The following is a 23729-nucleotide window of genomic DNA, read 5'->3' on the forward strand; positions in this document are numbered from 1 at the left end:
CGCCCTTCCGGCATCACGGTGCCGGGGTCACCTGGAGCGGGTCCGAGACCGACTTCACCGTCATGCCCGGAAACTCGCCGCCGTACCCGACCGTGTTGAGCGCGACGACCCGGTAGAGGTACGGCGTGGTCACCGATGCCGTCGGGTCGACGAAGGCGCGGGTCCCGTGGGTGTTCGGCTGGTCCAGGGGCGACTCGGCCGTGCCGGCGTCGACCCACGTGGCGCCGCCGTCACTCGTCCGCTGGATGAGGAAGGCGGTCTCGTTGATCGAGTCGTCCTGCCACTCCAGCCGGATCCGGGCGCTCTCGCCCGTGCCCACGACGGTCGACGCGAGCCCGCTCGCCTTCGCCGGCGGCAGCGCCAGCAACTGGGGCCGCATCATGTCCATCTCCTCGTGGCTGAGGATGTGGCAGTGGATGACGTACTCCCAGCCGAAGTTCACCAGCTTGTTGGTGATGGCCGCCGTCGGGTTGCCCTGCGGATCGACGTTGTGGAACATCGACGTGTCACCGGCCGGCATCGTCGGATCGAGCAGCCGGACGGAGTTCGGCACTTCGAACGGCACCGTCGGCACGATCGGCCGCAGCGCGACGATCGTGTCCTCCAGTGGGCTCATCCGCACCGTGTCCTTCCAGCCCAGCTCGTTGGCGTCCGGTTTGATGACGATGTTGTCCCAGGTCACCCTGTTGAGGACTTGCACGTCGTACAGGTGGAAGTGCATCGGGTGGGTGTCCACCCCGTTGTGGGTGAACCGCCAGATCTGCGTCCCGTCCGCGCTGGTGCTGATCGGCGTCACCTTCACGTCCGCTCTGGGCAGGCCGGTGCCGTCGATCAGCTCGGTCGGCGGGTTGACGTACGGGTACAGCGTCGCGTTCTGCGCCCCCGGCGTCGGTGGCGAGGCCTCGACGCCGAGGTTGGTCGACATCCGGCCGTAGGCGTCGAACGTCGTCGCGTTCATCTCGTCGTGGATGGCCTTCGGCTGCAGCGGCATCGTCATCTTGGCGGTCGGTGCCTTGAGCGTGTTGAAGCCGAACGTCGACGTGTCGTTCACGCGGACCAGGCCGTCGCAGGTCTTGACGGTGCTGTTCCTGACGTTGCAGTTGCTGCTGGCGGCGAAGCTCGTGCCGTACGCCGAGTTGTAGGCCGCCTGACCGACGATCACCGGGTTCTGCCCGGACTCGAAGACACCCGAGCCGTCCGCGTGGTGCCTGAAGGCCGCCTGCAGCTTCGCCAGGTTGAACGTCGGAGCCGGCGCCGTGTTCGCGATGGTCACCTGCATCACGGTGCGGGTGTTGGGCCCGTACCCCGGCAGGATCTTCGGTGCGCCGCCGGACTGGGTGAGGTCGGGGGCACCCGTGTAGTAGTCGTACGAGGAGACGCGTGCCGGGTAGGCCGCGGGTGCGTCGTTGTAGAGGATGAGCGTCTTGCCGGCGAACTTCGAGAAGTCCACCAGCACGTCGGCGCGTTCGGCCGGCGCGACGGTCAGCGAGTGCTTGTCCACGTTGCCGACGTCGAAGCGCGTCGGGTCGGTGATCCAGGTCGTCGGCTGCTGACCGTCGATGACGGCCGGTGCCGGCAGGAAGCCGCCCTCGCCGGCGATCTGGATCCAGTCCGGCCCGGCGGCGTCGTTGTTCGCGTCCGCCGGGGTTGGCGACACGTTGGGGTCGGTCTGCGCGGCCGCCAGCTCGTCCGCGTTCAGCGCCACCTCGGTGGTGCCGTCACCCTGCTTCGGATCTGCCTTGTACCACTGGAAGTTGAAGAACCGGTCGTTCGCGGCGTTGACCAGCCGCATCCGGTAGGTCTTCGGCTGGAGCGTCACCTTCGGGTAGGCGACCCCGTTGACGATGGGCGTGTCGTTGAACTGCTCCATGCCCATCGAGATGTTCGGCGTGCCGGGGATCTGCTCCGGCTCGCAGAACGGGGCGCTCTGGTACTGCCAGGTCGACGAGTCGTCCAGCTTGCACTTCGGGTCGTAGTACGGGTTGGCGATCGGCCCGAACCTGGTGTCGCCGGCCGGCGGCCAGAACCACGGCCCGTACATCCAGCGCCCGTACGAGCTCATGCCCGACGGGTCGCCCGGGTTCTGCGCGGGCATGTAGACGTGGTGGTACCAGAAGCTGCCCTTGCCACCCCACCGCTTCGTGTCCCAGGTGGGGTCCTGACCGTAGGAGACGGTCCTGCCGGTGGCGTCCTTCCGGTCCTTGAGCTGCGAGTCGTCCGGCACGAAGGTGCGGTCCTGGACGAGCAGCGGGATGGTGTCGGCCGCGTCGGGGATCGTGCCGCTGTTGACCAGCGCCTTCTCCGTGTCGTCCGTGATGGTGTAGCCCGCGGCCTCGCCGGCGTACACGTTCAGCCGGGTGATGCCGTAGGTGTGGTCGTGGTAGAACATCAGCCGGGCGCTCTGCTGGTTGGTGTAGTAGAACGTCGAGCAGCCGTCGTCCTTCGCGGCGCAGAGCGTCGCCCCGGTGCCGTCCACCATGTCCGGCACGTTCTGCACGCTGACGCCCTGAGGCCACTGCGTGGCCTCGCCGGCCGGGGTGATCCACTGGTGCGGGGTGCCGTCGCTGATCCACGGCGTGACGCCGCCGTGCAGGTGCAGCGTGGCCCGGTTGTCCGTGAAGCAGCCGGCCTTGTCGTCGGTGCACTGCGGATTGCGCACCTCGTCCGTGACAGTGCCGTCGTTCTTCGGCGGGGGCATCGTCATCGGGACCATGCCGGCGCCCATGCCGCTGCTGTCCACCGGCAGGAACAGGTCTCCGTCGGCGCCCTTCGGGAGCAGGTTGCGGAACACGATCCGCACCGGCCGGTCCTTGGTCGCGGCGATGAGGGGGCCCATCCACTGCGGCGAGGTCACACCCGTGTACGGCAGCGGCTGCCTGGTGCCGTCCATCAGCTCGTTGTAGAGCGGGACCTTCCGGCCGGGCACCGCGTCCGTCGACAGCTGGACGTAGCCCCGCACCAGGGTCGGCGGCAGGTCGGAGGAGAACCGGGTGAGGTACTGCACGAGACCGATGACGTACTCGTCGGCCGGCTTGCCGCTGGTGGTGACGGACTCCGGAACGGCCACCGGGACGAACTTCTCCGACGGCTTCGTCGACGGTGCCTGCAGCTGTGCGACGTCGGGACAACCCGTGCCGTCCGCCCCGGGGTTGCAGGTCAGCGGCAGGGTGTCCTGGAACTTCTTCATCCCGACCGTGAGGTAGCCGGCCCCCGGGCCGGTGACCTCGATCCCACTGATCGCTCCGGTGTCCGTCACGGCCTTCGCCGCCGCCCCGGTGCCGCCCCTGCCCGTCGGGTCGGTGATGGTGACGGCGGGCGCTGCGGTGTAGTCGGAGCCGACCTTGTCCAGTTTGACCGCGACCAGTTTCAGGCCGGCGGCGGCCGCCGCCTTCGTCGCGCCGTTGATCGGGTCGGCGAGCGTCCCGTTGCGGATCACCACGCCGGGTGCGCTGCTGTAGCCGCTGCCGGGCTCGTCGACAGTCACCTTGGTGACGTTGCCGTCGGCGGTGAGATCGGCCGGGTCGACGTGGCCCTTGGCCACCGTGCCGTTCGGGTCGTCGGGAAGGTCGAAGTCGACCGTCGGCATGGTGTAACCGGCCCCGCCGTCCGTGACCGTCACGGCGTCCACCCCGCCGGAGGCCGTCGCGGTGGCACCGTTGCCACCGCCGCCGGTGATGCCGACCGCGAAGCCGCCGTAGCCGCTGCCGCCCGCGTCGACCGTGAGGCCGACCACGGCCCCGGTCGCCTTGACGGTGGCCTTCGCGGTCGCCGCCGTGGTGCCGCCCTCGATGGTGACCGAGGTCGCGCCCGCGACGTAGTGCCGCCCCGGGGAGGTCACCTCGATGCCGGAGATGCCGCCGGTCTGCGGGTCCACTGTGGCCGTCGCCGTGGCGCCGAGCCCGGTGCTCGCCGGGATCACCTGCGCTCCGAAGGAGTACTGCCGGTCCTGCGCCGGGTAGCGCGGGTAGACGGTCGAACCCAGCGTCACCGTGCCGCCCGCGGCCGGGGGCACGTTGGCCGGCGGAGTCGTGGTGCTGTCGACGCCGGCCGGGTACACGAAGGCGTCGGTGGCGGAGCCGAGACCGGTGTCGACCGGGATGCCCTGACCGTAGAAGCCGATGACGTCGCCGTCCTGCACGGCGACGTCGGGGACCTCGTAGGTCGCGACCTCTCCGGCCGCCGCGGCCGGCTTGGGCACCGTCTTCAGCCCGCTGTCGGCCACGACGGTGTACGTGTCCGGTGTGCCCGTCGGCCGCAGGACGTAGGCGTGGAAGAGGCCCCCCTCGGAGGCCGAGGGGCTGCCCCCCGGCTTGGTCTGGTTCCAGGTCTGGAAGCTCTTGAGGGTGCCGGCGGGCAGCGGAGAGCCGCCCAGGACGACGAGCACCGGCCCCAGCGCGCCCGGCGGTGTCGCGAAGTCCGTCGCGTACGCCCGGTCGACCAGCGGGTTTCCCGCCGACATCGTGGTGGACGCGATGGACACCTTGGCCTTCGACAGGGTCAGCGGGCTGTTGGCCCAGTTCGGCCACGGGCCGAAGTAGTGCGGTGCCTTCGTCTCGTCCGTCGCGCTGCCCGACCCGCTCGCGGCAGCCTCCGGTATCGGCTGGAGCGGCGACGGCGGCAGCCCCAGCAAGGCCGCCACCATCGTCCCGACGCCGACCAGAGCGATGGTGCCCCGTCTCGGTTTCAGCAGCGCTCTCACTACCTGTTTGGTGAACACGTCTTTCCTCTTTCCTTGGCGACCTGCGCCCGCTTGCGCGCTCGGGTCCGGATCGCTTGGCCCACCGGGAGGCGGCCAGACCGAGGGCACGAGCCCTTGCCGCCGACCGGTGACGCGCGCGCGACAAGCCTGTGGCCGGCCGCCGGGAACGGGGGCGAAGATGACAGGTCTCTCATCCGGCTGTCATGACGGGCGCCACGAGGCCGGGCCACCCGGGACGCCGGTGCGCCGGGCACGCCCTCGCCCGGTGCGCACGGATACTGACGCACCGTCACAGCACCTGCTGCCGCAGGGCGGCAAACCGGGTCGATCCCGACGCCTTCGCCGGATCGTTTGTGGAATGACGGGTTCGGCACTTGTAGGATCCGACGCAGCCGCAGATGACAGCCCGGGGGCGAGAGCGGCAGGGGAGGAGACGGTAGCCCACCATGGCCCGGCTGTTGGTCGTCGAGGACGAGGCGCGGCTACGTGCCTATCTCAAACGCACGCTGGAAGCGGACGGTCACGTCATCGACGCCGCGGAGTCCGGTCCGGACGCCGTGGACCGCCTGCGGGGCGGCGAGTTCGACCTGGTCGTGCTCGATCTCATGCTGCCCGGGTTCGACGGGTTCGAGGTGATGCGGCGCGCCTTCGACCGGAAGCCCGATCAGCGGGTCCTCGTCCTGTCCGCCGTGATGGACGTCGCCACCAGGGTCCGCTGCCTCCAGCTCGGGGCCGTCGACTTCCTCGGCAAGCCCTTCGCGACCGCGGAGCTGGTGGAGCGCGTCCGGACCAGGCTCCGTACGCCCTCCACCGGCATGTCCCAGCGGTGGCTTCACGTCGGGGAGGTCACGCTCGACCTCGAACGGCAGGCGCTCAGCCTCGGCGGGAGGGAAGTTCCCCTGTCGCACCGCGAGTTCATGCTGCTCGGTCACCTGATGCGGCGAGCCGGGGAGGTGTGCAGCCGGCGTGAACTCCTCGCGAGCGTCTGGGGCTACACCGACGACCTCGGGAGCAACGTGGTCGACGCGACGGTCCGCCGGATCCGCGGCAAGGTGCCCCGGCCGGTCATCGAGACGGTGCGCAATGTCGGGTACGCCTTCAGTGCCGGCTGACCGCAGGCGGCTGGTCTTCGCCGGCTGGGTGCTGTTCGCCGGGTGCAGCCAGCTGCTGCTGCTCGTCGAACCCGCCCTCGAAACCGTGGTGTTCCACCTGGTGTGGATCAGCATGTCCATCGTCTACGGCTTCCAGAGCTGGTCGGCCCGTCGCACGTCCGCCGTGCTGACCGTGGTCACCCTGGTCACGGGTACCGCACTGAGCCGGTTCATCGCGGAGGGCCACGCCGAGTGGGACGAACTCGCCGAGGTCCCGCTGATGGCGATGGTCTTCCTCAGCATGGTCTGGCACGTCCGACGGCGGGCCGCCGCCCTCGCGCAGACCCAGAACCTCGTCGAGCGCGAGCGCCGCGCCCAGGAGGTCAAGGAGCTGTTCGTGCGCAACTGCTCGCACGAGATGCGCACGCCAGTCACGGTGGCCCGCTGCTACGCGGAGATGGTCCGCAACGAGCTGTCGACCCCGGAGAGCAGGGACGACCTCGACGTCGTGCTGGACGAGCTGGACAAGCTCGGCGGCCTCGCCGGCCGGCTGCTCGTCCTGGCCGACGCCTACGAGCCCACCACGTTCGAGTGGGCCCCCGTCGACCTCGGCGCCCTCCTGCGGCGGACGGTCCAGCGGTGGCGGCCGGCCTCGGACCGTGACTGGCGCCTGGACGCGCCGTCCGTCCTGGTCGAGGGCGACGAGTCCCGGCTTGAGGCCGCCCTCGACGCCCTGGTGGAGAACGCCGTGAAGTTCACCGTGGACGGGGACACCATCGCGCTGCGCTGTCGCGCGACCCGCGACGGTGCCGTGGTCGAGGTGGAGGACACGGGCATCGGATTCGCCCGGTCGCAGGCCGACGACGGGAGCGGCCGGCCCCGGTCGTCGGGCCGCCCCGGCACCGGGCTCGGCCTGGCGATCGTGCGCGCCGTCGTCGAGGGCCATGGCGGTGGCCTCACCGTGGTCTCCGAGCCGCCGAGCGGTTCGCTGCTCCGGATGGCTTTGCCGTCGCACCCGTCGGCGGCCGAGCCGAGGCCGGCACCGGCCGGTCCGTCAGGGCGGTCGCGCCTGCGAGGGGTTCAGGTCGAGGAGTCCGCCTGAACCCGGCCCGCATGCGGGGTTGCGAAGGGCCCGGCGGGCCCGGGCCAGCGGGACCTCCGGCCCACCGGGGCCCGGTCGGGCCACCGCGACCGACCGGGCCCCGCCCCTCGTTCCCTAGTCCGCGGGAGTGATGACGCCGTAGTGGCCGTCGTACCGGTGGTACAGGACGTTGCCGCGCCCGGTCTCGCTGTTGGTGAAGAAGACGAACGGCAGGCCACTGAGGTCGAGCCGCGAGACGGCGCCGGCGACGGTCAGTTCGGGCACCGCGTCGGTGCTCACCGAGATGCCCGGCTCGGTCTCCGGCGCCGTTCCGGCCGACGCGATCCGGTAGTCCCCCGTCGCCTCGTCGTGGTGGACGACGCTGTCGCAGCCCGTCACCGCGTCGGTGTACAGGTGGAAGTCGTAGTCCATCGCGTCCAGGTCGAACACCGCCGCCCACGTGGTCTGACGCGTGAAGCTGTAGCTCTTGTGCCGCACGATGCGGCGCTCCTCGGCGTCCAGCACCCGGCGCTGCGGCCGGTGTTCCTGCCCGGCGACGGGCCGCTCGGCGTGCTGGCGGTGGTGCCGGTGGTGGGTCCGGACCCGGGCGATCCTGGCGTTCAGCCGGTCCTGGAGCAGGTCGACGGCTTCCTGCATGGTGGCGGCGGCGACGTGGGCGCGCACGGGCCGGCCGTTCAGGTCGAGCGTGGCCTGGGCGGTCGACGGCTTGGCCACGGCGTGGTTGGGCTCCTGGGTGAGCTTCACCCGGACGGCGAGGACCGGTTCGTCGAGCTTCTCCAGGACGGCGAGCAGCTTCGTCCGGGCGTAGTCGGGCGCGGCCAGGGTGACCTCACCGCGGGTCGTCACCGTGATGGCGGGGGCGGGTCGGGTCTGCAGTCGGTTCATCGTGGTTCCCTTCCTGGTGCGTCAGACCGTGGTGTGCGTTTCGGCGGGGTCGTGGGCCGCAGTTCCGGCCGGCAGGACCTCGTGCTCCGGCTTCGCTCCTGCGGGGGCGGTCCGGACGGTGGTGCCGGTGGTGCCGAGGAGCGTGCCCAGCGCGTTGTCCAGCGGGCCGATGGCGGCGATCCGGCCTGTCTGCTCGGCGAAGGTGGCGGCGGCGTCGGCCTTGGGCCGCATCGAGCCCTCGGGCAGGTCCAGTGCGCGCAGCCGCTCGGGGGTGGCGGTGACCAGCGGGCCGGGGTGGGCCGTGCCGTAGTGGGTGAACACGTGGGTGACGTCGGTGAGGATCAACAGTGCGTCGGCGTCGAGCTGTCGGGCGAGCAGGGCGGCGGTGAGGTCCTTGTCCACGACCGCTTCGACGCCGCGCAGCCGGCCGGTGTACGGGTCGCGGGTCACCGGGATGCCTCCGCCCCCGGCGGCGATCACCACGGCGCCGGTCGCCAGCAGGGTGCGGACGGCCGGTACCTCGACGATCGCCTTCGGCTGCGGGGAGGGAACCACGCGGCGCAGTCGCGCGCCGTCGCGCGCGGTGGTCCAGCCGCGCTCGGTCTCCATCGTCCTGGCCTGCTGGTCGGTGAGTTGCCCGCCGATGAACTTGCCCGGCCGTCGGAAGGCGGGATCGTGGGGGTCGACCTCGGTGTGGGTCACCAGTGCGGTGACGGCGCGGCCCGGCAGCCGGTCCGTGAGCTCGCGGACGAGCAGGGTCCCGATCATGCCCTGGGTCTGGGCTCCGAGGACGTCCAGCGGGTACGGCACGGTGAGCGCCGGGTCGGCCTCGCTCTCCTCGGCGAGCAGGCCGATCTGCGGACCGTTGCCGTGGGTGATCACCACCTCGTGCCCGGCGGTGACGAGTTCGGCGAGCGATCGGGCAGCGTCGTGGACGTGGTGCTGCTGGACGGCGGCATCGGGGTGCTCGCCCCGCTGGAGCAGGGCGTTCCCGCCGAGGGCGGCGACGATGCGCATGGTCACTTCCTCCCCAGGGTGGCGACGAGGACCGCCTTGATGGTGTGCATGCGGTTCTCGGCCTGGTCGAAGACCAGCGAGGCGGGCGACTCGAAGACCTCGTCGGTGACTTCGAGGCCGTCGAGCCCGTGTTCCTCGGCGAGTTCGGCGCCGAGGTCGGTGCGGCGGTCGTGCAGGGCGGGCAGGCAGTGCAGGAAGGCGGTGTCCGCCCTGCCGGTCGCCGCCATCGTCTTGGCGTTGACCTGGTACGGCAGCAGCCGGGCGATCCGCTCGGACCACTGGGCGTGGTCCTCGCCCATGGACACCCACACGTCGGTGTAGAGGTAGTCCGCGCCGCGCACGGCCTCCTCGACCTCGTCGCTGAGGGTGATCCGGGCGCCGCTGTCCTGGGCGAGCCGCCGGCATTCGTCGACCAGCAGCGGGTCGGGCCACAGCTCGCGCGGAGCGGCGACGCGCACGTCCATGCCGAGCAGACTTCCCATCATGAGAAGGGAGTTGGCGGTGTTGTTGCGGGCGTCACCGAGGTAGCAGAAGGAGATCTCCTCCACCGGCTTTCCGCTGTGCTCGCGCATGGTGAAGACGTCGCACAGGCTCTGCGTGGGGTGGCACTGGTCGGTCAGGCCGTTGTACACGGGGACGCCGGCGTGGCGGGCGAGTTCGGTGACGGCGTCCTGGTCGAAGCCGCGGTACTCGATGCCGTCGTACATCCGGCCGAGGACCCGGGCGGTGTCGGCGACGGTCTCCTTGTGGCCGATGTGCGACCCGTCCGGGCCCAGGTAGGTGGTCATGGCGCCCTGGTCGGCCGCCGCGACCTCGAAGGCGCAGCGGGTCCGGGTGGAGTTCTTCTCGAAGATCAGGGCGATCCTGCGGCCGGTCAGCCGGGGCGTTTCGGTGCCCGCGCGCCGGGCGGCCTTCAGCTCGGTGGCGAGGTCGAGGAGGTGGTGGATCTCGGCGGCGGTGAAGTCGAGTTCGCGCAGGTAGTGGCGGCCGTTGAGGTCGACGGTCATGGCGGGTTCTCCTTGCCGGTCAGTTGGCGGGCTCGCGCTGGATGGGGCAGCTCATGCAGCGCGGGCCGCCGCGGCCACGGCCGAGCTCGGAGCCCGCGATGGTGACGATCTCGATGCCCTGCTTGCGCAGGTAGGTGTTGGTGGTGGTGTTGCGCTCGTAGCCGACGACGACCCCGGGTTCGAGGGCGAGGAAGTTGCTGCCGTCGTCCCACTGCTCGCGCTCGGCGGCGCGGGCGTCCTGGTCGGCGGACAGGAAGCGGACCTTGTCCAGGCCGAGGGCCTCGGCGAGCGAGGCGGCGAGGTCGGTGTCGGTCCGTACGTCGAAGCCGGCCGCCCGCTCGGGGGCGGGGGTGAGGGTCCACGAGCGCAACTGGTGGGCCAGGCCCGGGTAGAGCGCGAAGGTGTCCCGGTCGATCATCGTCATGACGGTGTCCAGGTGCATGAACGCCCGGCTCTCCGGCAGCCGCACGGCGATCAGCCGGTGCGCGGTGTTGGTCAGGAACAGTTGCTGGGCGAGGTTCTCGACCGCCGGTGCGGTGGTGCGCTCTCCCATGCCGACCATGACGACGCCCGGGGCGATCACGTGGACGTCTCCGCCCTCCACGCTGAGCCCCGGCGCGGTGGTGGTGCCGTCGAACAGCGGGGGTGCGGTCTCGGCGAACAGCGGGTGGAAGCGGTAGATCGCGGCGGTGTGCAGGGTCTCCCGCCGGCGGGCCGGCTTCGCCATCGGGTTGAGGCTGTACCGGGCGCCGATCCAGCAGGAGTTGTCGCGCGGGAAGAGGTGGTTGGGCAGCGGCGCCAGGGCGAAGTCCTGGTCACCGAGGGTGTGCCAGTGCAGGCTGTGCGGGCTCTTCAGCGGCAGGTCGTCCTTGAGGACGCCGCCGATCAGGTACTCGGCGAGCGTGGCGCCGTCGAGTTGTTCGCTCAGCTCGCGCAGCGGCTCGACCAGGGCGGGGCCGACGATGGCCGGGGTGGCCACCTGGCCGAGCAGCCAGGACCGGGCGGGGGCCAGGTCGAGGGTCTCGGCGAGCAGGTCGGCGTAGTGGTGCACGCGCACGCCGTGGTCGCGCAGCACCTGGGCGAAGGCGTCGTGCTCCTCGCGGGCGCGCTTGGCCCACAGGATGTCGTCGAACAGCAGCTCGTCGACGTTGCGCGGGGTCAGCCGGGCCAGCTCCAGGCCCGGTCGGTGCAGGATCACCTGGTGCAGGCGGCCGGCTTCGGAATCGACACGCAGGGTGGACATCGGTGGCGCTCCTCGGAGTTCAGTGGGGGTGGCGCGGGGTCAGCGCGCGGCGCAGGATGGTCGGAAGGCCGACGGGCCGGGCGGTGCGGGCCGCCTTCAGCGGCGGCTCGTGGCGGGCCGGCCCGGTGCGGGTGACCGGGGCGGCGGTGCCGATGGCAGCCGCCGTGGCGGGTCGGGCGTGCGGTCGCTTGAGCCAGATGTAGACCGGGATGCCGAGCAGGACGGTGAACAGGCCGTAGTAGACGGTCTGGTAGCCGCTGCCCTGGATCGACCAGTACGAGAAGGCCAGCGCCAGGACGGTGACGGCGACGTCCCGGGCGAAGCGGCGCCGGTCCAGCTCCTCCCGGCCGCGCCTCACCAGCCAGTACAGCTGGGCGGCGGCCGAGGCCAGGTACGGGATCACGGCGGTGAGCACGCTCAGCAGCACGATCTCGGTGAACACCTGGGTGAAGCGGGTGTAGCTGATCACGGTGAGCACCGACGCGAGGACCGTCGCCGAGACGATGCCGAAGACGGGTGTCTCGCCGCGGCCGCGGGTGCCGGCGAAGGCTGCCGGGAACAGGCCGTCGCGGGCGGCGGCCATCGGCATCTCCGCGCAGATCATCGTCCAGCCGTTCAGCGCCCCGAGCCCGGAGACGATCGCGGCGACGGCGACCAGGTTCCCGGCCCAGGTGCCGCCCGCGATGCTGTTCATCGCGTCCGTGAACGGCGCCACGGAGGAGCCGAGTTGCGCGTGCGGGACGGTGCCGAACACGGCCAGGGTGCCGAGCAGGTAGATCGCCGCGCAGGCCAGGGTCCCGTACACCGTGGCCCGGGGCACGTTGCGCTTCGGGTCCCGCACCCGCCCGGCCGCCACCGAGGCGGTCTCCAGGCCGATGTAGTTGAACAGCGCGATCGCCCCGGCCGCCGAGACCGCGCCCAGTGCCGAGCCGCCACTGGCGTTGAAGGCCCCGAAGTTGCCGGACTTCACGAACAGCAGCCCGGCCGTGGCCATGAAGGCCAGCGGAAGGAACTTCAGCACCGTGGTGACCACCTGGAAGGCCCCGATGCTGCGCACGCCGGCCAGGTTCACGATCGCCGGCAGCCACAGGCCCGCCAGGGCGATCGCGATCGAAGCCCCGGTGTGGTGGCCCTTGTTGACGAACACCTCGACGTAGCCGACCCAGGCCACCGCGATGGCCGCGTTCCCGGCCCAGGCGGTGATCCAGTACGACCAGGCGGTCAGGAAGCCCGCGAACTCGCCGAACGCCTCGCGGGCGTAGACGTACGGCCCGCCACTGCCCGGCACCCGCTCCGACAGCCGCCCGAAGGTCACTGCCAGCGCCAGCGCCCCGATGGTCACCAGCACGAACGCCACCAGCGCGACCGGCCCGTACGGCGCGAGCGCCGACGGCAGTGCGAACACGCCGGTGCCGATGATGCTGCCCACCACCAGCGCCGTCGCCGCCGGCAGCCCGAAGGACGTGCTCCGCCCCTGCGGGCCGTCCTCCGGCGTGCTCGCCGGTGGTCTTCCGCGGTCGTCTACGGACATCACAGGCTCCTTCGCCAGATGCTCAACCGGGTGGACGGGCCCCGTTCGCGTCGTGGCCCGTCGTTGAAGATCCTCGAACCGGCGAGCGGCGCATCCCATGGGCCAACGGTCCCGCTCCCCGCACCGGCGGTCCCGGTTTCCCCGCCCGATGGTCCTGGGGCCCCGGACCGTGGCGCGCACCGGCGCACGTCGTACGCCGCTTGACGTGCTGCCGGATTCGTCGCTGTCGGGACCACCGGCCCACCGACAGGTTCCGTCCGGCCCTGGGGTTCCGCAGGGCCCGACGGGAGATTGGTGCTCACCGGGCGACGGTCGTGCCCGGCCCTCGACCCGACCTCAAGGGAGCATCCGTGACGACGCGACACGTCCTGGCCGGCCTCGACGGCTCACCGCGGAGCGAGAGCGCCGCCATGTGGGCGGCAGCGCAGGCCCAGCGGCCCGGGGGGCACGGAGGCGGCCCTGCTCTCACAGCACCTCGCGGACCACCGCAGGAGGCATCCGGGCGTGGCGGTCGTCGAGGACGTCCGGCTCGGCGGCGGGGCGAAGGCCGTCCTGGACGCGGCGGCCGCCGGTGCCGAGCTGGTCGTCATCGGCCGGCGCGAGCGCCGTCATCGCCTCGGCATGCTGCTCGGACCCGTCGCCCACGCCGTGCTCCATCACTCCACCGCCCCGGTGGCCGTGGTCCCCCATCCGTGAGAACGGACCGCACCCGCCGCCGTCCACCCGGCAGTTGGAGAAGGAGTACCGACATGACCGCCGTTTACGGGCCGCCCGGTCCGGTCCCGCGCTTGCGCAACCACCTGCGGCAGGCCTTCCGGCGGGGCGGCAACCCGTTGGTCCGCCCGATCGACCGCTCACGCAGCCGGGCCCTGCTGCTGGCCGCGCTCGGCATCGGCCTGGCCCTGCCCTGCTGCGCCGGTGCGGCGACGGCCGACTTCGTCTCGGCCCGGCACCGGGACTCCGTGACGGCCGGCCGCCTGCACGGCGTCCAGGCGGTCGCGCTCACCCCGGCACACCGGCGGATCGAGCCCGGCACCGGAAGGGCGCGGTACGAGGCCGACGCCGTATGGACCTCCCCCGACGGCCGCAGCAACACCGGAACCGTTGCCGTTCCCCGCAGCACCGTCCCCGGTTCGGCCGTCGGGATCCGGGTCGACGACACCGGCCGGCCCGTCCCCGCCCCTCCCGGGACGATCCATGCCGCCGCCGAAGCGGCCTGCCTCGGGCTCCTCGCGTTCGGCGGCCTCACCGCTCTCGTCATCGCCGGCCTCAGCATCCGCCTGATGGTCCTCGACCGCCGGGCCGACCAGGCCTGGCAGCACTCCTGGGGGCTTCTGGAGCCCCTCTGGAGCGGCCGCACCCCACGCGACAACCGGGCGGGCTGACACCACCGGCCGCGTCCGCGGACGAACCACACCGGCGGCACCCGACCCCCGGCATCCGGATGGGGACGGCACCATGTCCGAACAGCCGTCGACAACGACGCCACCGGCCCCGTCACCGGGACCTCCCCACCGCCGCATGCGCCGCCCCGGCCGGCCACGACCGTCAGCCGTGGCGGACCTCCTGGCGCCGCGCCCCATCAGGACCGGGAGCCGTTCCCCTTCCCGCGGTCGCGGGTCGGACGGGCCCTACGCCAGGTGGCCGGGCCGGTGCCGGGTGGCGCTGCCCGCCTTGGGTCCGGCGGTGAGGAGGAAGCCGGTGACGAGCTCGGGGCGGATGCGCACGACATGGTGCATCGTGGCGTCCACCCAGGGGACGACCAACTCCTCGTAGCGCCGCAGCTCGGCCGGGTCGGTGACGAGCTCCGCGTAGCCGGTGGCGACGACGCTCCACCCCAGGTGGGTGTCGAGGTCGATGGCGTCGGCCTCGTACGCGACGACCGGGCCGGGCACGCCGGGTGCGCCCGCGACGCCGGTCAGGGCGGCGCCCTCGTGGGTGCGGATGATGATCGCGCCGTCGGCGACGACGTGGTTGACCGGCCGGATGGCCGGCAGGGCGTCCTTGGTGAAGACGACCCGGCCGAGCGGCACGCCGGCGAGCAGACGCAGGCACTCCTTCCGTTCCAGCGGCGCCATGTGCCGGGCGGCGACGGCCGGCCGGGGCCGCAGTCGTGCCTTGATGTGCCGGCGGACTGCTTTGTCGCTCACGGCCGGCCCGCGATCAGGCCGAGGTGGCCTTCGAAGCGGCGGTACAGGACACGGCCCCGTCCGGTGGCGGGATCGGCGTAGAACAGGAACGGCAGCTGCGCGTCCTCCATGCGGCTCACCGCCTGTTCGTCCGTCAGGTGCCGGGCGCCGAGGGGGCTGAGGGTGAGCGGGGCGGTGGACCGGCGGGGCGGGGCGGCGGCAACGGTACGGGCCAGCCGGTATCCGGTCGGCCCGATGCGGTAGACGACGGCGTCGGTCTCGGTGGCCGGGTCGGTGAACAGGTGGATGTCGTAGTCCATCGCGTCCAGCGTGCGGATCGCAGCGTCCGGTGAACACCACACCAGCGACGGCGACTTGACGCGGGTGATCAGCCGGGCCCCGTCCCGGGGGGCCGCGCCCCCGGGCTGGACCGGTCGAGGCCAGGGCCGCGGTTTCCAGGTCCCGGTGACGGCCGCGATGCGCCGGCGCAGCTGCTCACCGATGCGGTCCACGGCCTCGGTGAAGTCCTGCGCCGCCTCCTGGACCCGCACCCGCCGGCCGTCCACCTCGGCGTTCACCTGCGCCAGCACGCCCGATCCGGTGGCCGACAGCTTGACCTTCAGCGCCTCGACGAGCGCGTTGGCGCTCTGGGAGGCCGCCGCGATCCTGGCGCGTCCCTCCGCCAGCACCTCGCGCGGGATGCCCCCGAAGGCCACCACTGCGATCTCCGTGCTCATGCCCGTCCTTCTTCTGATGTCCGGCCCCGATCCGATGCACGCCTACGCTGCGCGCAAGCCGGACCGGCCACAAGGGCCGAACGGCCCCATCACCCGGGATGCTTGCCGTCGACGCCGCGTGGCATCGTCCATCGGCGACCTCACGATGTGCCCCGGCGTGACGCGGAAGGCGCCCCCTTCCCGTGATCGGCGAGGCCGCCCCGGCGTCGGTTCCAGGGCGGCCTCCCGGCGGCAGCGCGCTTCCGGACGCCCTGCCGCACGATGATGCGGTGGGACGTCACGACGGCGCACGGCGTCGGCGTGACGACGATCACCGGCTTCGTCAGCGAGGCGCGGCGCAGGTCCCGACCACAGCCGGCCCCCGGCCTGGACGCGGCTCCGGCCGCGCTCGCGGCACCCTGGCCGGTGGGTTCACTCCGTCCGGCTGGTTGCTAAGGTCAACCCCTTGATGATGTTCCGCCCGATGGAGACGGTGAAGACGTGAACGCCGAACCGCCCACCCCGCCTCCCTTGGTCGCCACGCCCCTGTACCAACTGAAGGCGGAGTTCTTCAAAACCCTCGGCCACCCGGTGCGCATCCGTGTCCTGGAACTGCTCAGCGAGCGCGAGCACGCCGTCGCCGAGATGCTGCCCGAGGTCGGCGTCGAGGCCTCGCACCTGTCCCAGCAACTCGCGGTCCTGCGCCGCTCCAACCTCGTCATCGCCCGCCGCGAGGGCTCCACCGTCTACTACCGCCTCACCAACCCCCAGGTCGCCGAGCTCCTGCGCGTCGCCCGCACCATCCTCGGCAGCGTCATCAGCGGCCAGGCCGAACTCCTCGACGGCCTGCTCTCCCAGCCCAAGGGCCCCACGCGCGACTGACCCGGCCCGACGCGCCGACCTCCCCACTGCCAGAGCGTCGGCTCCTCGGCGACGACCCGTTCAGACGCCCGAGACATGGGCGATCTGGCCGACGGCGGCCGTGACAGCCATGGCGAGGCCGCCGCCGATGACCACACGGGCGGCGGGCCCCAGCACGGTGGTGCCGGCGGCGCGGGCGCCCAGCACGCCGGCGAGGGCGAGGCCGGAGAGGGTGACGACGACGATCAGCCACAGGCGGGCCGTGCTGGAGGGCGCGAGGAGACCGAGGAAGGGCAGGAGTCCGCCGACGAGGAAGCTGGCGGCGGAGGCGAGGGCGGCCTGGAGGGGGTTGGCGGAGGTGTTGTCGCTGTGGCCGAGTTCGTCGCGCAGGTGGGCCTGCAGCGGGTCGGCCGCGTGCAGGGCCTCGGCCACCTGGCGGGCGAGGTCGCGGGGGACGCCGCGGTTCTCGTAGATGGCGGTGAGTTCGGCGAGTTCGGCTTCGGGGGCTTCGGCGAGTTCACGGGCCTCCTTGGCGCGGTCGGCGGTCTCGACGTCGACCTGGGAGCTGACGGAGACGTACTCGCCGGCGGCCATGGACATGGCCCCCGCCGACAGACCTGCCAGGCCGCCGGTGACCACGGTGGAGGTGCTCACGCCACTGGCGGCCAGGCCGACCATGAGGCTGGCGATGGAGACCAGGCCGTCGTTGGCGCCGAGCACGGCGGCGCGCAGCCAACCGGCCCGGGAGGCGGTGTGCGTCTCGGGGTGAGGGGTGAACCGGTCGTGGCGGGTCATCGGGCGGGATGCTCCTGTCTGCTCGTCAGGGCCATGGTCACGGAGGTGGTGTGTCGTTCGGCGATCCGCCGCCTCGCGCCCGGGATCTCCTCAAGGGCTCCGGAGCACCGTCACGGACGGGAGGCGATCGCCGCCCCGCCACGGGCGGCCGACAGTCTGCGGGCCACGAACTTGCCCAGCTCCCACAGCAGCAGGAGCACGACGGCGGCCAGCAGGGCCCATCCGAACTGCCGGGCGTTGATGTCGGTGGTTCCGAGGATGCGGTTGAAGCCGTCCATCTGGGTGACCAGCACCGCGAGGGCGAACTCGCCCAGGGCCGCCAGGTTCATCTGCTTGCTGTCGAAGGTGCTGACGGTCAGCACGGAACCGCGCTCGCTGCGGCACTCGTAGGCCGCCACGATCAGGCAGAGCGCGAAGGCGGTGAACGCGATCGAGTTGCCGACCTGCGTGCTGTGGTAGTGCGCCTCGCCCAGCTTGGTCAGCCCGAGCAGCGCGACCGTGACGGCCAGCCCGGCGAGTCCGACGGTGATCACCACGGGCCTGGTCAGCACCGTCTCGCCGCGCGGGCGCGGGGTGCGCCGCATCAGACCGGGGCTCTCCTGGTCGAAGCCCAGGGCGAAGCCGAACGGGGCGTTGACCACGAAGTGGACCCACAGGACCTGCGCCGGGGTGAACGGCTCGCCCGCGGCGATGTTCAGGAGCGCGGCTCCGAGGAAGGTCAGCACGAACGTCACCAGCAGCACCAGGACGAACCGGATGTACTTGGTGAGGTTGTCGTAGAGCTTCCGGCCCTCCTCCACCGCGTAGACGATGGTGACGAAGTTGTCGTCGGCGAGGACCATGCGACTCGCGTTCTTCGCCGCGTCGGTGCCGCTGCCCATGGCGATGCCGATGTCTGCGGCCTTGATCGCCGGCGCGTCGTTGACGCCGTCGCCGGTCATGGCGACCACGTCGCCCTTCTGCTTGAGCGTGGCGGCGAGCAGCACCTTGTGCTCGGGCGCGACCCGGCCGACCACTCCGATGCCGTCGATCCTGGCCAGTCGCTCGTGCTCCGGCATGGCGGCGAAGTCTGCGCCGAGGACCGCCTCCCCCTCGATGCCGAGTTGGCGGGCGATGGCCGCTCCGGTGGTGACGTCGTCGCCCGTCACCATGCGGACCCGGATGTGGGCGGCCTGCGCGCTGGCGACCGCGGCCCGTGACTCCTCGCGCGGCGGGTCGACCATGGCCACCAGGCTGGTCATCCGCAGATCCTCGACGAACGCCAGCAGGTCGCCGTCCGGGTCGAAGTCCGCCGGGTCCAGGTCCCGGACGGCCCCGGCCATCACCCGCAGTCCTTCGCCGCCCATCCGCTCGGTCTGTGCCTGGGCGCGCCCGCTGAGGTCCGCGTCCCAGGGGATGACGACGCCCTCCGAGACGGCCGAGGAGGCGCGGGCCATGACCGCGGGGGCCGCGCCCTTCACGAAGCACCGCACCACCGCCCGGCCGTCCGCGTCCTTCGCCTCGTTGAAGCTGGCCATCAGCTTGTAGCTCGGGTCGAACGGCAGCGTGGCGAGCCGGGGGAAACGCTCCCGGCTGGCCTCGATGTCCAGCCCGGCCTTGTGGCCGAGGACGAGCAGGGCGCCCTCGGTCGGGTCGCCGACGACCTTGCCGTCGACCAGTTTCGCGTCGTTGGCGACCAGGTAGGGCAGGACGGCGTCCTCGATGCTGGGGGCGGAGCCCACCGCGTGGTGGATCCGCCCGTCGAGGCGGTAGCCGGTGCCGGAGACGGTGTAGCGGTCGGTGGGGCTGAGCACCTCCACGACCGTCATCTGGTTCATCGTCAGGGTGCCGGTCTTGTCGGAGTTGACGGCCGACGTGAAGCCGAGGGTCTCGACGGACGGCAGATCCTTCACGATCGCGTGCCGCTTGGCCAGGTTGAGGCTGCCGACGGAGAGGATGACCTGGCTGACCGTCGGCAACGCCTCCGGGATGGCCGCGATGGCCAGCGAGACCGCACTGACGAAGAGGGCGTCCCACGCCTGGTCGCGGCTGCGTCCGAGCGCGAACATCACGACCATGGTCAGACCGGCCGCCCCCGCGATCCACAGCGTCAGGGTGTTGAGCTCCCTGGTGAGCGGCGACTGCTCCCTCTCGGTCGCCGACAGCATCCCGGCGATCTTGCCCAGCTCGGTGCCGGCGCCCGTCGCGGTGATGACGAGCAGTCCGCTGCCGTGGGTGACCGGGGTGTTCATGAACGCCATGTTGGTCTGGTCGCCCGGGCCCAGCCGCTCGGCCGGCAGGGTGCCGGCGTCCTTGGCCGCGGGGACGCTCTCGCCGGTCAGCGCCGACTCGTCGATCTGCAGCGCGCTGGCCTCGACGATCCGTCCGTCCGCCGGGACCTCGTCGCCCGCCGAGACGAGCACCACGTCGCCCACGACCAGCTGTTCGGCCGGGATCTCCGCCTCCGTCCCGTCCCGCCGCACCCGTGCGGTGGCCTTCATCATCGACCTCAGCGCGTTCATCGCGCTCTCGGCCTTGCCCTCCTGCCGCAGGCCGACCACCGCGTTGAACAGCGTCAGGACGATCAGCAGGACCCCGGTGGTCCACTCCTTGATCGCCAGCGAGACCACCGCCGCCGCCAGCAGGATGATCTGCATGTAGCTGCGGTACTGGTCGAGGAAGCGCAGCCAGTCCGGCCTCGGTTTCTCCTCGGGCAACGCGTTCGGCCCGTTCGCGGCGAGCAGTTCGGCCGCCCGGGCGGCGGTGAGCCCGGTCGCCGGGTCCACCCCGAGCGAGGACGCGACCTCCCGGGGAGGACGCGCGTACCAGGGGTCCGGGGACTCCCGCGGGCCGGACGGCCCAGCCTGCTCCGTCATCTTCGCTCCTCAGGATCCGGGAACGTCCACCCGGGCGTCGGCCGGTCCGACGCGTCTGCGAGTACGGGTCACGCGCGGCCGCCTCGGGGGGCCTCGCCCTCCAGCCGGCGCTTGGCCGCGCGCAGTTCCTTCCGGGCCTGCTCGTCGACCGTGGGGAACTGCGGATCGATCTCGATCAGTGTGTGCGCGAGCACCGCCGCCGAGCAGATGCGCGCGAACCACTTGCGGTCGGCCGGCACGACGTACCAGGGCGCCCACGGCGTGCTCGTGGCCGACAGCACGTCGGAGAACGCCTCCTGGTAGTCGTCCCAGCGCTCGCGCTCGCGGATGTCGGCCTCGGAGAACTTCCAGTTCTTCTCGGGCAGGTCGATCCGCGCCAGGAAACGCCTGCGCTGCTCCTCCTTGGAGAGGTTCAGGAAGACCTTCACCACCTTGATCCCGTTGTCGGTGAGGTAGCGCTCCCAGTCGTTGATCTCCCGGTAGCGGCGGTGCCAGACCCCCGGACCCTTCGCCTCCTCCGGCAGCTTCTGCCGGTCGAGGTTGTCCGGATGGACACGCACCACGAGGACCTCCTCGTAGTGCGAGCGGTTGAAGATCCCGATGTCCCCACGCGACGGGAGCCGCTGCGCGTACCGCCACAGGAAGTCGTGGTCGAGCTCCTCCGCGGAGGGCACCTTGAAGCTGCTCACGTGGACGCCCTGCGGATTCACCCCGCTCATGACGTGACGGATCGTTCCGTCCTTCCCGCCGGCGTCGAGCGCCTGGAGGCAGAACAGCACTCCGTAGGTGTCCTGGGCGGCCAGCCGTGCCTGGTACTCCGAGAGCAGCGACACGCCGGTGTGCAGCAGCTCCACGCCCTCGCGCTTCTTCATGCCCGCCTTGTACCGGGGGTCGAAGTCCTCCGCGAGGTTCACCCGCGACCCCGGCTTCACCCGCAGCGGCTTGATGAACTTCGCAATGCGCCTGGCCGTACGTCCGTCCGACATCGCCTGTACCAGTTCCTCTCGGGTCCGGCGGGCATCGCGAGGCCTGCCGTGCCGCCCCGTCCGCACCGACGTCCTTGACACGGCGGAACCGGGACCGACCAGCACGGGAGAGTGCTACCTGCCACGCTGTGGCCCCCGGATGGCCGTGTCAATCCGACGGCGTCCTTCCGGGCCGGGCCCACCCACGGCGACGCCATCGACGGGGGTTCCGACGGCGGGAACGAGACTGTCAGCAGACCTGACAGAGACGTCATTGACGCTTCTAAGCTCTCAGAAGTCAAGAGCCCAGGGCCTGACTTCTCCTCCGCATGCCCGGGGCCGTTCCGGTCGGCCCGCACGGCAGCCGTCACCTCCGCGCCCCCTCCACGCCCTCGTACGGGAGACTCATGATCCACACCCACGGACTCACCCGAAGGTTCCGCGTCAAAGGAGGGACCGTCGACGCCGTACGCGGTCTCGACCTCGACATCGAGGCCGGTTCCGTGGTGGCCTTCCTCGGCCCGAACGGCGCCGGGAAGACCACCAGCCTGCGGATGCTGGCCACCCTGCTCCCCCCGACCGCGGGCACCGCCACCGTCGCCGGGCACGACGTCACGGCCGACCCCGCCGGGGTGCGCCGCCGGATCGGCTACCTCGGCCAGGGCAACAGCGCCGGTACCGGCTTCCGGGTCGTCGACGAACTCGTCACCCAGGGCCGCGCCCACGGCCTGCGCCGCGCCGAGTCCCGCGTCCGGGCCGAACGCCTGCTGGACGCCCTCGACCTGGAGGGGTCGGCCCGGCGCACGGTGGGCACCCTCTCCGGGGGCCAGCGCCGCCGGCTCGACATCGCCATGGCCCTGGTCCACGAACCGGACCTGCTCTTCCTCGACGAGCCGACCGCCGGGCTCGACCCGCACAGCCGCGCCGACATCCGGCAACACGTGCTGCGCCTGCACAAGGAGCTCGGCACCACCATCGTCTTCACCACCCACTACCTGGAGGAGGCCGACCTCTGGGCCGAGCGGGTACTGGTCGTCGACCACGGCCGGGTGATCGCCGACGACTCCCCCGAGCGCCTCAAGGCCGATCTCGCCGGTGACCTCATCACCTTCACGACCGCCGAGCCTGCCGACACCGGCCCGGCCGCGGCCCGGGCCCGCGCCCTGCGGGCCGTCCGGGACGTGACCGTCGACGACCGGGAGGTGCGGGTGCGGGCCCGCGACGGCGACGTCCGGCTGCCGGAGCTGCTGCGCGACCTCGACGCGGCCGGGATCCGGGTGCACAGCACCCGGCTGGCCCGCCCGACCCTCGACGACGTCTTCCTCGCCCTGACCGGCCGCACCCTCCCGGAGGGCACCGACGCCGGCATCCCGACCACCGCGCACCGGGGAGCGTGACCATGAAGGTGCTCACCGACACCCGCACCGTGTTCGCCCGCGAACTCGGGCCCGAGCTGCGCCGGCCCGCCGGCCTGCTCTTCACGATGATGCTGCTGTTCCTGCTGCTCGCCCTCTTCGCGCCGCTGCTCCCGGGCCCGGGCGAGGGCGGCGGACCGGCGGGTGCGGGCTCGCCCTGGCAGTGGTTCGTGCCCGGCATGCTCGTCCTGCTCGGACTGTCCGCCACCGCCGGGGCGGGGGCCTCGCTGCTGGGCGAGATGTCCTCGGGCGCCTTCGAGCGGTTGCTCGTCACCCCGCTCGACCGGGCCGCCATGCTCGTCGGCCGGATTCTCAAGGAGGTCGTGGTCCTGCTCACGCAAGCCCTGCTGATCCTCCTCCTGCTCCTGCCGACCGACTTCCGGCTTCACCTGCCGGGCGCCCTGGGCGCAATGGCGCTGCTGAGCGTCTTCGGCGTCGGGATCGGCGCACTGTCCTTCACCCTGGCGCTCCACTCCCGCCGGCAGCAGACCCTGTTCTACGGGGTGCAGCAGGTGGTCTTCTTCCCGCTGCTGCTGCTCTCCGGGCTCCTGCTGCCGATCACCCGGGAGGCCGCACCGACCTGGCTGTACGTGCTGAGCCGGATCAACCCGGTGACGCACGTGGTCGAGGCCGAACGCGCCCTCTTCGACGGCCGTTTGACCGAGTCGGGCGTGCTGTACGGATTCGCCGCGGCCGCCGCCGTCGCGACGCTGGGTGTCGTGGCCGGAATCCGCGGCATGCGCAGAGCCGCGCTGTGAATCCCGCCGCCCTGCCGCGCCCGCCGACCTGGCGCCGCGGTGCCGGCCTGCCCGCCGGAGAAGCCGACCACCACGCCATGGCCGGACATGACGTACCGTCGGCGACGGAATGACCACGCTCTCCCCCGGTTGAGGTGAACCGCCTTGAGGACCCACATCCCCTATCTCCTGGCCGCGGCCAGCACGGTGGCGACGCACCGGGCGGACGGGCGCCTGCACGACTACGCCCTGACGCTCCGTCAATATGGTCTGCTCGTCCAGCTTTCCCTCGAACCCGGACTGACCATGGCCGACCTGGCCCGCCAACTCGGCATCGCCCGGCAGTCGGTGCACCGGCTCGTCAACGAGCTGGTCGAGGCCGACCACGTGCGCCGGCGCCCCGGAGCCGATGATCGCTCACGACGGCTGGAGCTCACCGACACGGCGCGCTACCTGCTGACCCGGATCGACGGCCCGCTCGACCGGGTGGAGGCGGAACTGCTCGGCGATCTCGACCCGGACGAGGTCGAGACCCTGCGCCGGCTGCTCCAACGCGTGCTGGCACACGCCACCGACGACGAGGCCTGGCTGCCCGCCCGATGACGCCGCCGGACGGATGCCGGTCGCGCTGCCGGGACCGGGTGTTGAGGGGGCGAGGCCCACGTCTTCGTACCGGCGCCC

Annotated in this window: 19 protein-coding genes; 8 read left to right on the forward strand and 11 right to left on the reverse strand. The window is 71.9% G+C overall.

The genetic code is table 11. The features are described 5' to 3' along the window. Positions 1-13: 13 nt before the first annotated feature. Positions 14-4717 carry a multicopper oxidase domain-containing protein gene (locus ACIRRH_RS10725; RefSeq protein WP_403064789.1) on the reverse strand — a complete coding sequence of 1568 codons (4704 nt, stop codon included), beginning with the start codon at positions 4715-4717 and terminating at the stop codon, positions 14-16. A gap of 428 nt (positions 4718-5145) precedes the next feature. Here ACIRRH_RS10725 and ACIRRH_RS10730 point away from each other — a divergent pair, with 428 nt between their 5' ends. Continuing rightward, the gene (locus ACIRRH_RS10730; RefSeq protein WP_403064792.1) at positions 5146-5811 is read left to right on the forward strand and encodes a response regulator transcription factor; all 666 of its coding nucleotides are present in this window, start codon (positions 5146-5148) and stop codon (positions 5809-5811) included. Beyond that, a complete protein-coding gene (locus ACIRRH_RS10735) occupies positions 5801-6892 on the forward strand; it encodes a sensor histidine kinase (RefSeq protein ID WP_403064795.1) in 1092 nt (363 codons plus the stop codon). The genes ACIRRH_RS10730 and ACIRRH_RS10735 overlap by 11 nt, the downstream gene beginning before the upstream one ends. A gap of 114 nt (positions 6893-7006) precedes the next feature. Here ACIRRH_RS10735 and ACIRRH_RS10740 read toward each other — a convergent pair whose 3' ends face one another. The 5 genes from ACIRRH_RS10740 to ACIRRH_RS10760 are packed head-to-tail and all read right to left on the reverse strand — an operon-like array spanning position 7007 to position 12476. Beyond that, positions 7007-7777, reverse strand: a complete 771-nt coding sequence (locus ACIRRH_RS10740; protein ID WP_403064798.1) for a sigma 54 modulation/S30EA ribosomal C-terminal domain-containing protein — start codon at positions 7775-7777, stop codon at positions 7007-7009. 21 nt (positions 7778-7798) lie between these two features. Beyond that, complete coding sequence (locus ACIRRH_RS10745; protein ID WP_403064801.1) at positions 7799-8794, reverse strand: carbamate kinase; 996 nt, start codon at positions 8792-8794, stop codon at positions 7799-7801. Positions 8795-8796: 2 nt separating this feature from the next. Next, positions 8797-9801: an ornithine carbamoyltransferase gene (argF, locus tag ACIRRH_RS10750; protein ID WP_403064803.1), complete on the reverse strand. Its 1005-nt coding sequence runs from the start codon at positions 9799-9801 to the stop codon at positions 8797-8799. 19 nt (positions 9802-9820) lie between these two features. After that, entirely contained in the window at positions 9821-11044 is a 1224-nt protein-coding gene (locus ACIRRH_RS10755; protein WP_403064806.1) for an arginine deiminase, read from the reverse strand. A 19-nt stretch (positions 11045-11063) separates the two neighbouring features. Then, positions 11064-12476 carry an amino acid permease gene (locus ACIRRH_RS10760; RefSeq protein WP_403065514.1) on the reverse strand — a complete coding sequence of 471 codons (1413 nt, stop codon included), beginning with the start codon at positions 12474-12476 and terminating at the stop codon, positions 11064-11066. Between the two features lie 558 nt (positions 12477-13034). Between ACIRRH_RS10760 and ACIRRH_RS10765 the strand changes: the two genes are divergently transcribed. Then, on the forward strand, positions 13035-13271 hold the full coding sequence (locus tag ACIRRH_RS10765; RefSeq protein WP_403065517.1) for a universal stress protein: 237 nt from the start codon (positions 13035-13037) through the stop codon (positions 13269-13271). A gap of 53 nt (positions 13272-13324) precedes the next feature. Beyond that, a complete protein-coding gene (locus tag ACIRRH_RS10770) occupies positions 13325-13960 on the forward strand; it encodes a hypothetical protein (protein ID WP_403064809.1) in 636 nt (211 codons plus the stop codon). A gap of 246 nt (positions 13961-14206) precedes the next feature. On the opposite strand, the gene ACIRRH_RS10775 is transcribed toward ACIRRH_RS10770, so the two are convergent. Both ACIRRH_RS10775 and ACIRRH_RS10780 read right to left on the reverse strand, forming a co-directional pair. Then, positions 14207-14653, reverse strand: coding sequence for a pyridoxamine 5'-phosphate oxidase family protein (locus ACIRRH_RS10775; protein ID WP_403065520.1), 447 nt, complete (start codon positions 14651-14653; stop codon positions 14207-14209). Positions 14654-14721: 68 nt separating this feature from the next. Continuing rightward, positions 14722-15441: a sigma 54 modulation/S30EA ribosomal C-terminal domain-containing protein gene (locus ACIRRH_RS10780; RefSeq protein ID WP_403064812.1), complete on the reverse strand. Its 720-nt coding sequence runs from the start codon at positions 15439-15441 to the stop codon at positions 14722-14724. Between the two features lie 510 nt (positions 15442-15951). Here ACIRRH_RS10780 and ACIRRH_RS10785 point away from each other — a divergent pair. After that, entirely contained in the window at positions 15952-16302 is a 351-nt protein-coding gene (locus ACIRRH_RS10785; RefSeq protein ID WP_403064814.1) for an ArsR/SmtB family transcription factor, read from the forward strand. A 60-nt stretch (positions 16303-16362) separates the two neighbouring features. On the opposite strand, the gene ACIRRH_RS10790 is transcribed toward ACIRRH_RS10785, so the two are convergent. From ACIRRH_RS10790 to ACIRRH_RS10800, 3 genes are all read right to left on the reverse strand, one after another. Continuing rightward, a complete protein-coding gene (locus ACIRRH_RS10790) occupies positions 16363-17076 on the reverse strand; it encodes a VIT1/CCC1 transporter family protein (protein ID WP_403064817.1) in 714 nt (237 codons plus the stop codon). A 110-nt stretch (positions 17077-17186) separates the two neighbouring features. After that, entirely contained in the window at positions 17187-19931 is a 2745-nt protein-coding gene (locus tag ACIRRH_RS10795) for a cation-translocating P-type ATPase (protein WP_403064820.1), read from the reverse strand. A gap of 68 nt (positions 19932-19999) precedes the next feature. Continuing rightward, entirely contained in the window at positions 20000-20917 is a 918-nt protein-coding gene (locus ACIRRH_RS10800; RefSeq protein WP_403064823.1) for a polyphosphate kinase 2 family protein, read from the reverse strand. A 386-nt stretch (positions 20918-21303) separates the two neighbouring features. Here ACIRRH_RS10800 and ACIRRH_RS10805 point away from each other — a divergent pair, with 386 nt between their 5' ends. The 3 genes from ACIRRH_RS10805 (at position 21304) to ACIRRH_RS10815 (ending at position 23651) form a co-directional block, all read left to right on the forward strand. Continuing rightward, a complete protein-coding gene (locus tag ACIRRH_RS10805) occupies positions 21304-22293 on the forward strand; it encodes an ATP-binding cassette domain-containing protein (protein WP_403064826.1) in 990 nt (329 codons plus the stop codon). A gap of 2 nt (positions 22294-22295) precedes the next feature. Beyond that, complete coding sequence (locus tag ACIRRH_RS10810; RefSeq protein WP_403064829.1) at positions 22296-23069, forward strand: ABC transporter permease; 774 nt, start codon at positions 22296-22298, stop codon at positions 23067-23069. 144 nt (positions 23070-23213) lie between these two features. Beyond that, positions 23214-23651: a MarR family winged helix-turn-helix transcriptional regulator gene (locus ACIRRH_RS10815; protein ID WP_403064832.1), complete on the forward strand. Its 438-nt coding sequence runs from the start codon at positions 23214-23216 to the stop codon at positions 23649-23651. Positions 23652-23729 lie beyond the last annotated feature (78 nt).

Source organism: Kitasatospora sp. NPDC101235 (assembly GCF_044767505.1).
In the GTDB taxonomy this organism is placed as follows: Bacteria; Actinomycetota; Actinomycetes; order Streptomycetales; family Streptomycetaceae; genus Kitasatospora.

Coding starts and splice junctions, on each gene's coding strand:
- ACIRRH_RS10730 (WP_403064792.1), top strand. CDS start 5,146: ATGGCCCGGCTGTTGGTCGTCGAGGACGAGGCGCGGCTACGTGCCTAT.
- ACIRRH_RS10740 (WP_403064798.1), bottom strand. CDS start 7,777: ATGAACCGACTGCAGACCCGACCCGCCCCCGCCATCACGGTGACGACC.
- ACIRRH_RS10745 (WP_403064801.1), bottom strand. CDS start 8,794: ATGCGCATCGTCGCCGCCCTCGGCGGGAACGCCCTGCTCCAGCGGGGC.
- argF (WP_403064803.1), bottom strand. CDS start 9,801: ATGACCGTCGACCTCAACGGCCGCCACTACCTGCGCGAACTCGACTTC.
- ACIRRH_RS10755 (WP_403064806.1), bottom strand. CDS start 11,044: ATGTCCACCCTGCGTGTCGATTCCGAAGCCGGCCGCCTGCACCAGGTG.
- ACIRRH_RS10770 (WP_403064809.1), top strand. CDS start 13,325: ATGACCGCCGTTTACGGGCCGCCCGGTCCGGTCCCGCGCTTGCGCAAC.
- ACIRRH_RS10775 (WP_403065520.1), bottom strand. CDS start 14,653: ATGGCGCCGCTGGAACGGAAGGAGTGCCTGCGTCTGCTCGCCGGCGTG.
- ACIRRH_RS10780 (WP_403064812.1), bottom strand. CDS start 15,441: ATGAGCACGGAGATCGCAGTGGTGGCCTTCGGGGGCATCCCGCGCGAG.
- ACIRRH_RS10790 (WP_403064817.1), bottom strand. CDS start 17,076: ATGACCCGCCACGACCGGTTCACCCCTCACCCCGAGACGCACACCGCC.
- ACIRRH_RS10795 (WP_403064820.1), bottom strand. CDS start 19,931: ATGACGGAGCAGGCTGGGCCGTCCGGCCCGCGGGAGTCCCCGGACCCC.
- ACIRRH_RS10800 (WP_403064823.1), bottom strand. CDS start 20,917: ATGTCGGACGGACGTACGGCCAGGCGCATTGCGAAGTTCATCAAGCCG.
- ACIRRH_RS10805 (WP_403064826.1), top strand. CDS start 21,304: ATGATCCACACCCACGGACTCACCCGAAGGTTCCGCGTCAAAGGAGGG.
- ACIRRH_RS10810 (WP_403064829.1), top strand. CDS start 22,296: ATGAAGGTGCTCACCGACACCCGCACCGTGTTCGCCCGCGAACTCGGG.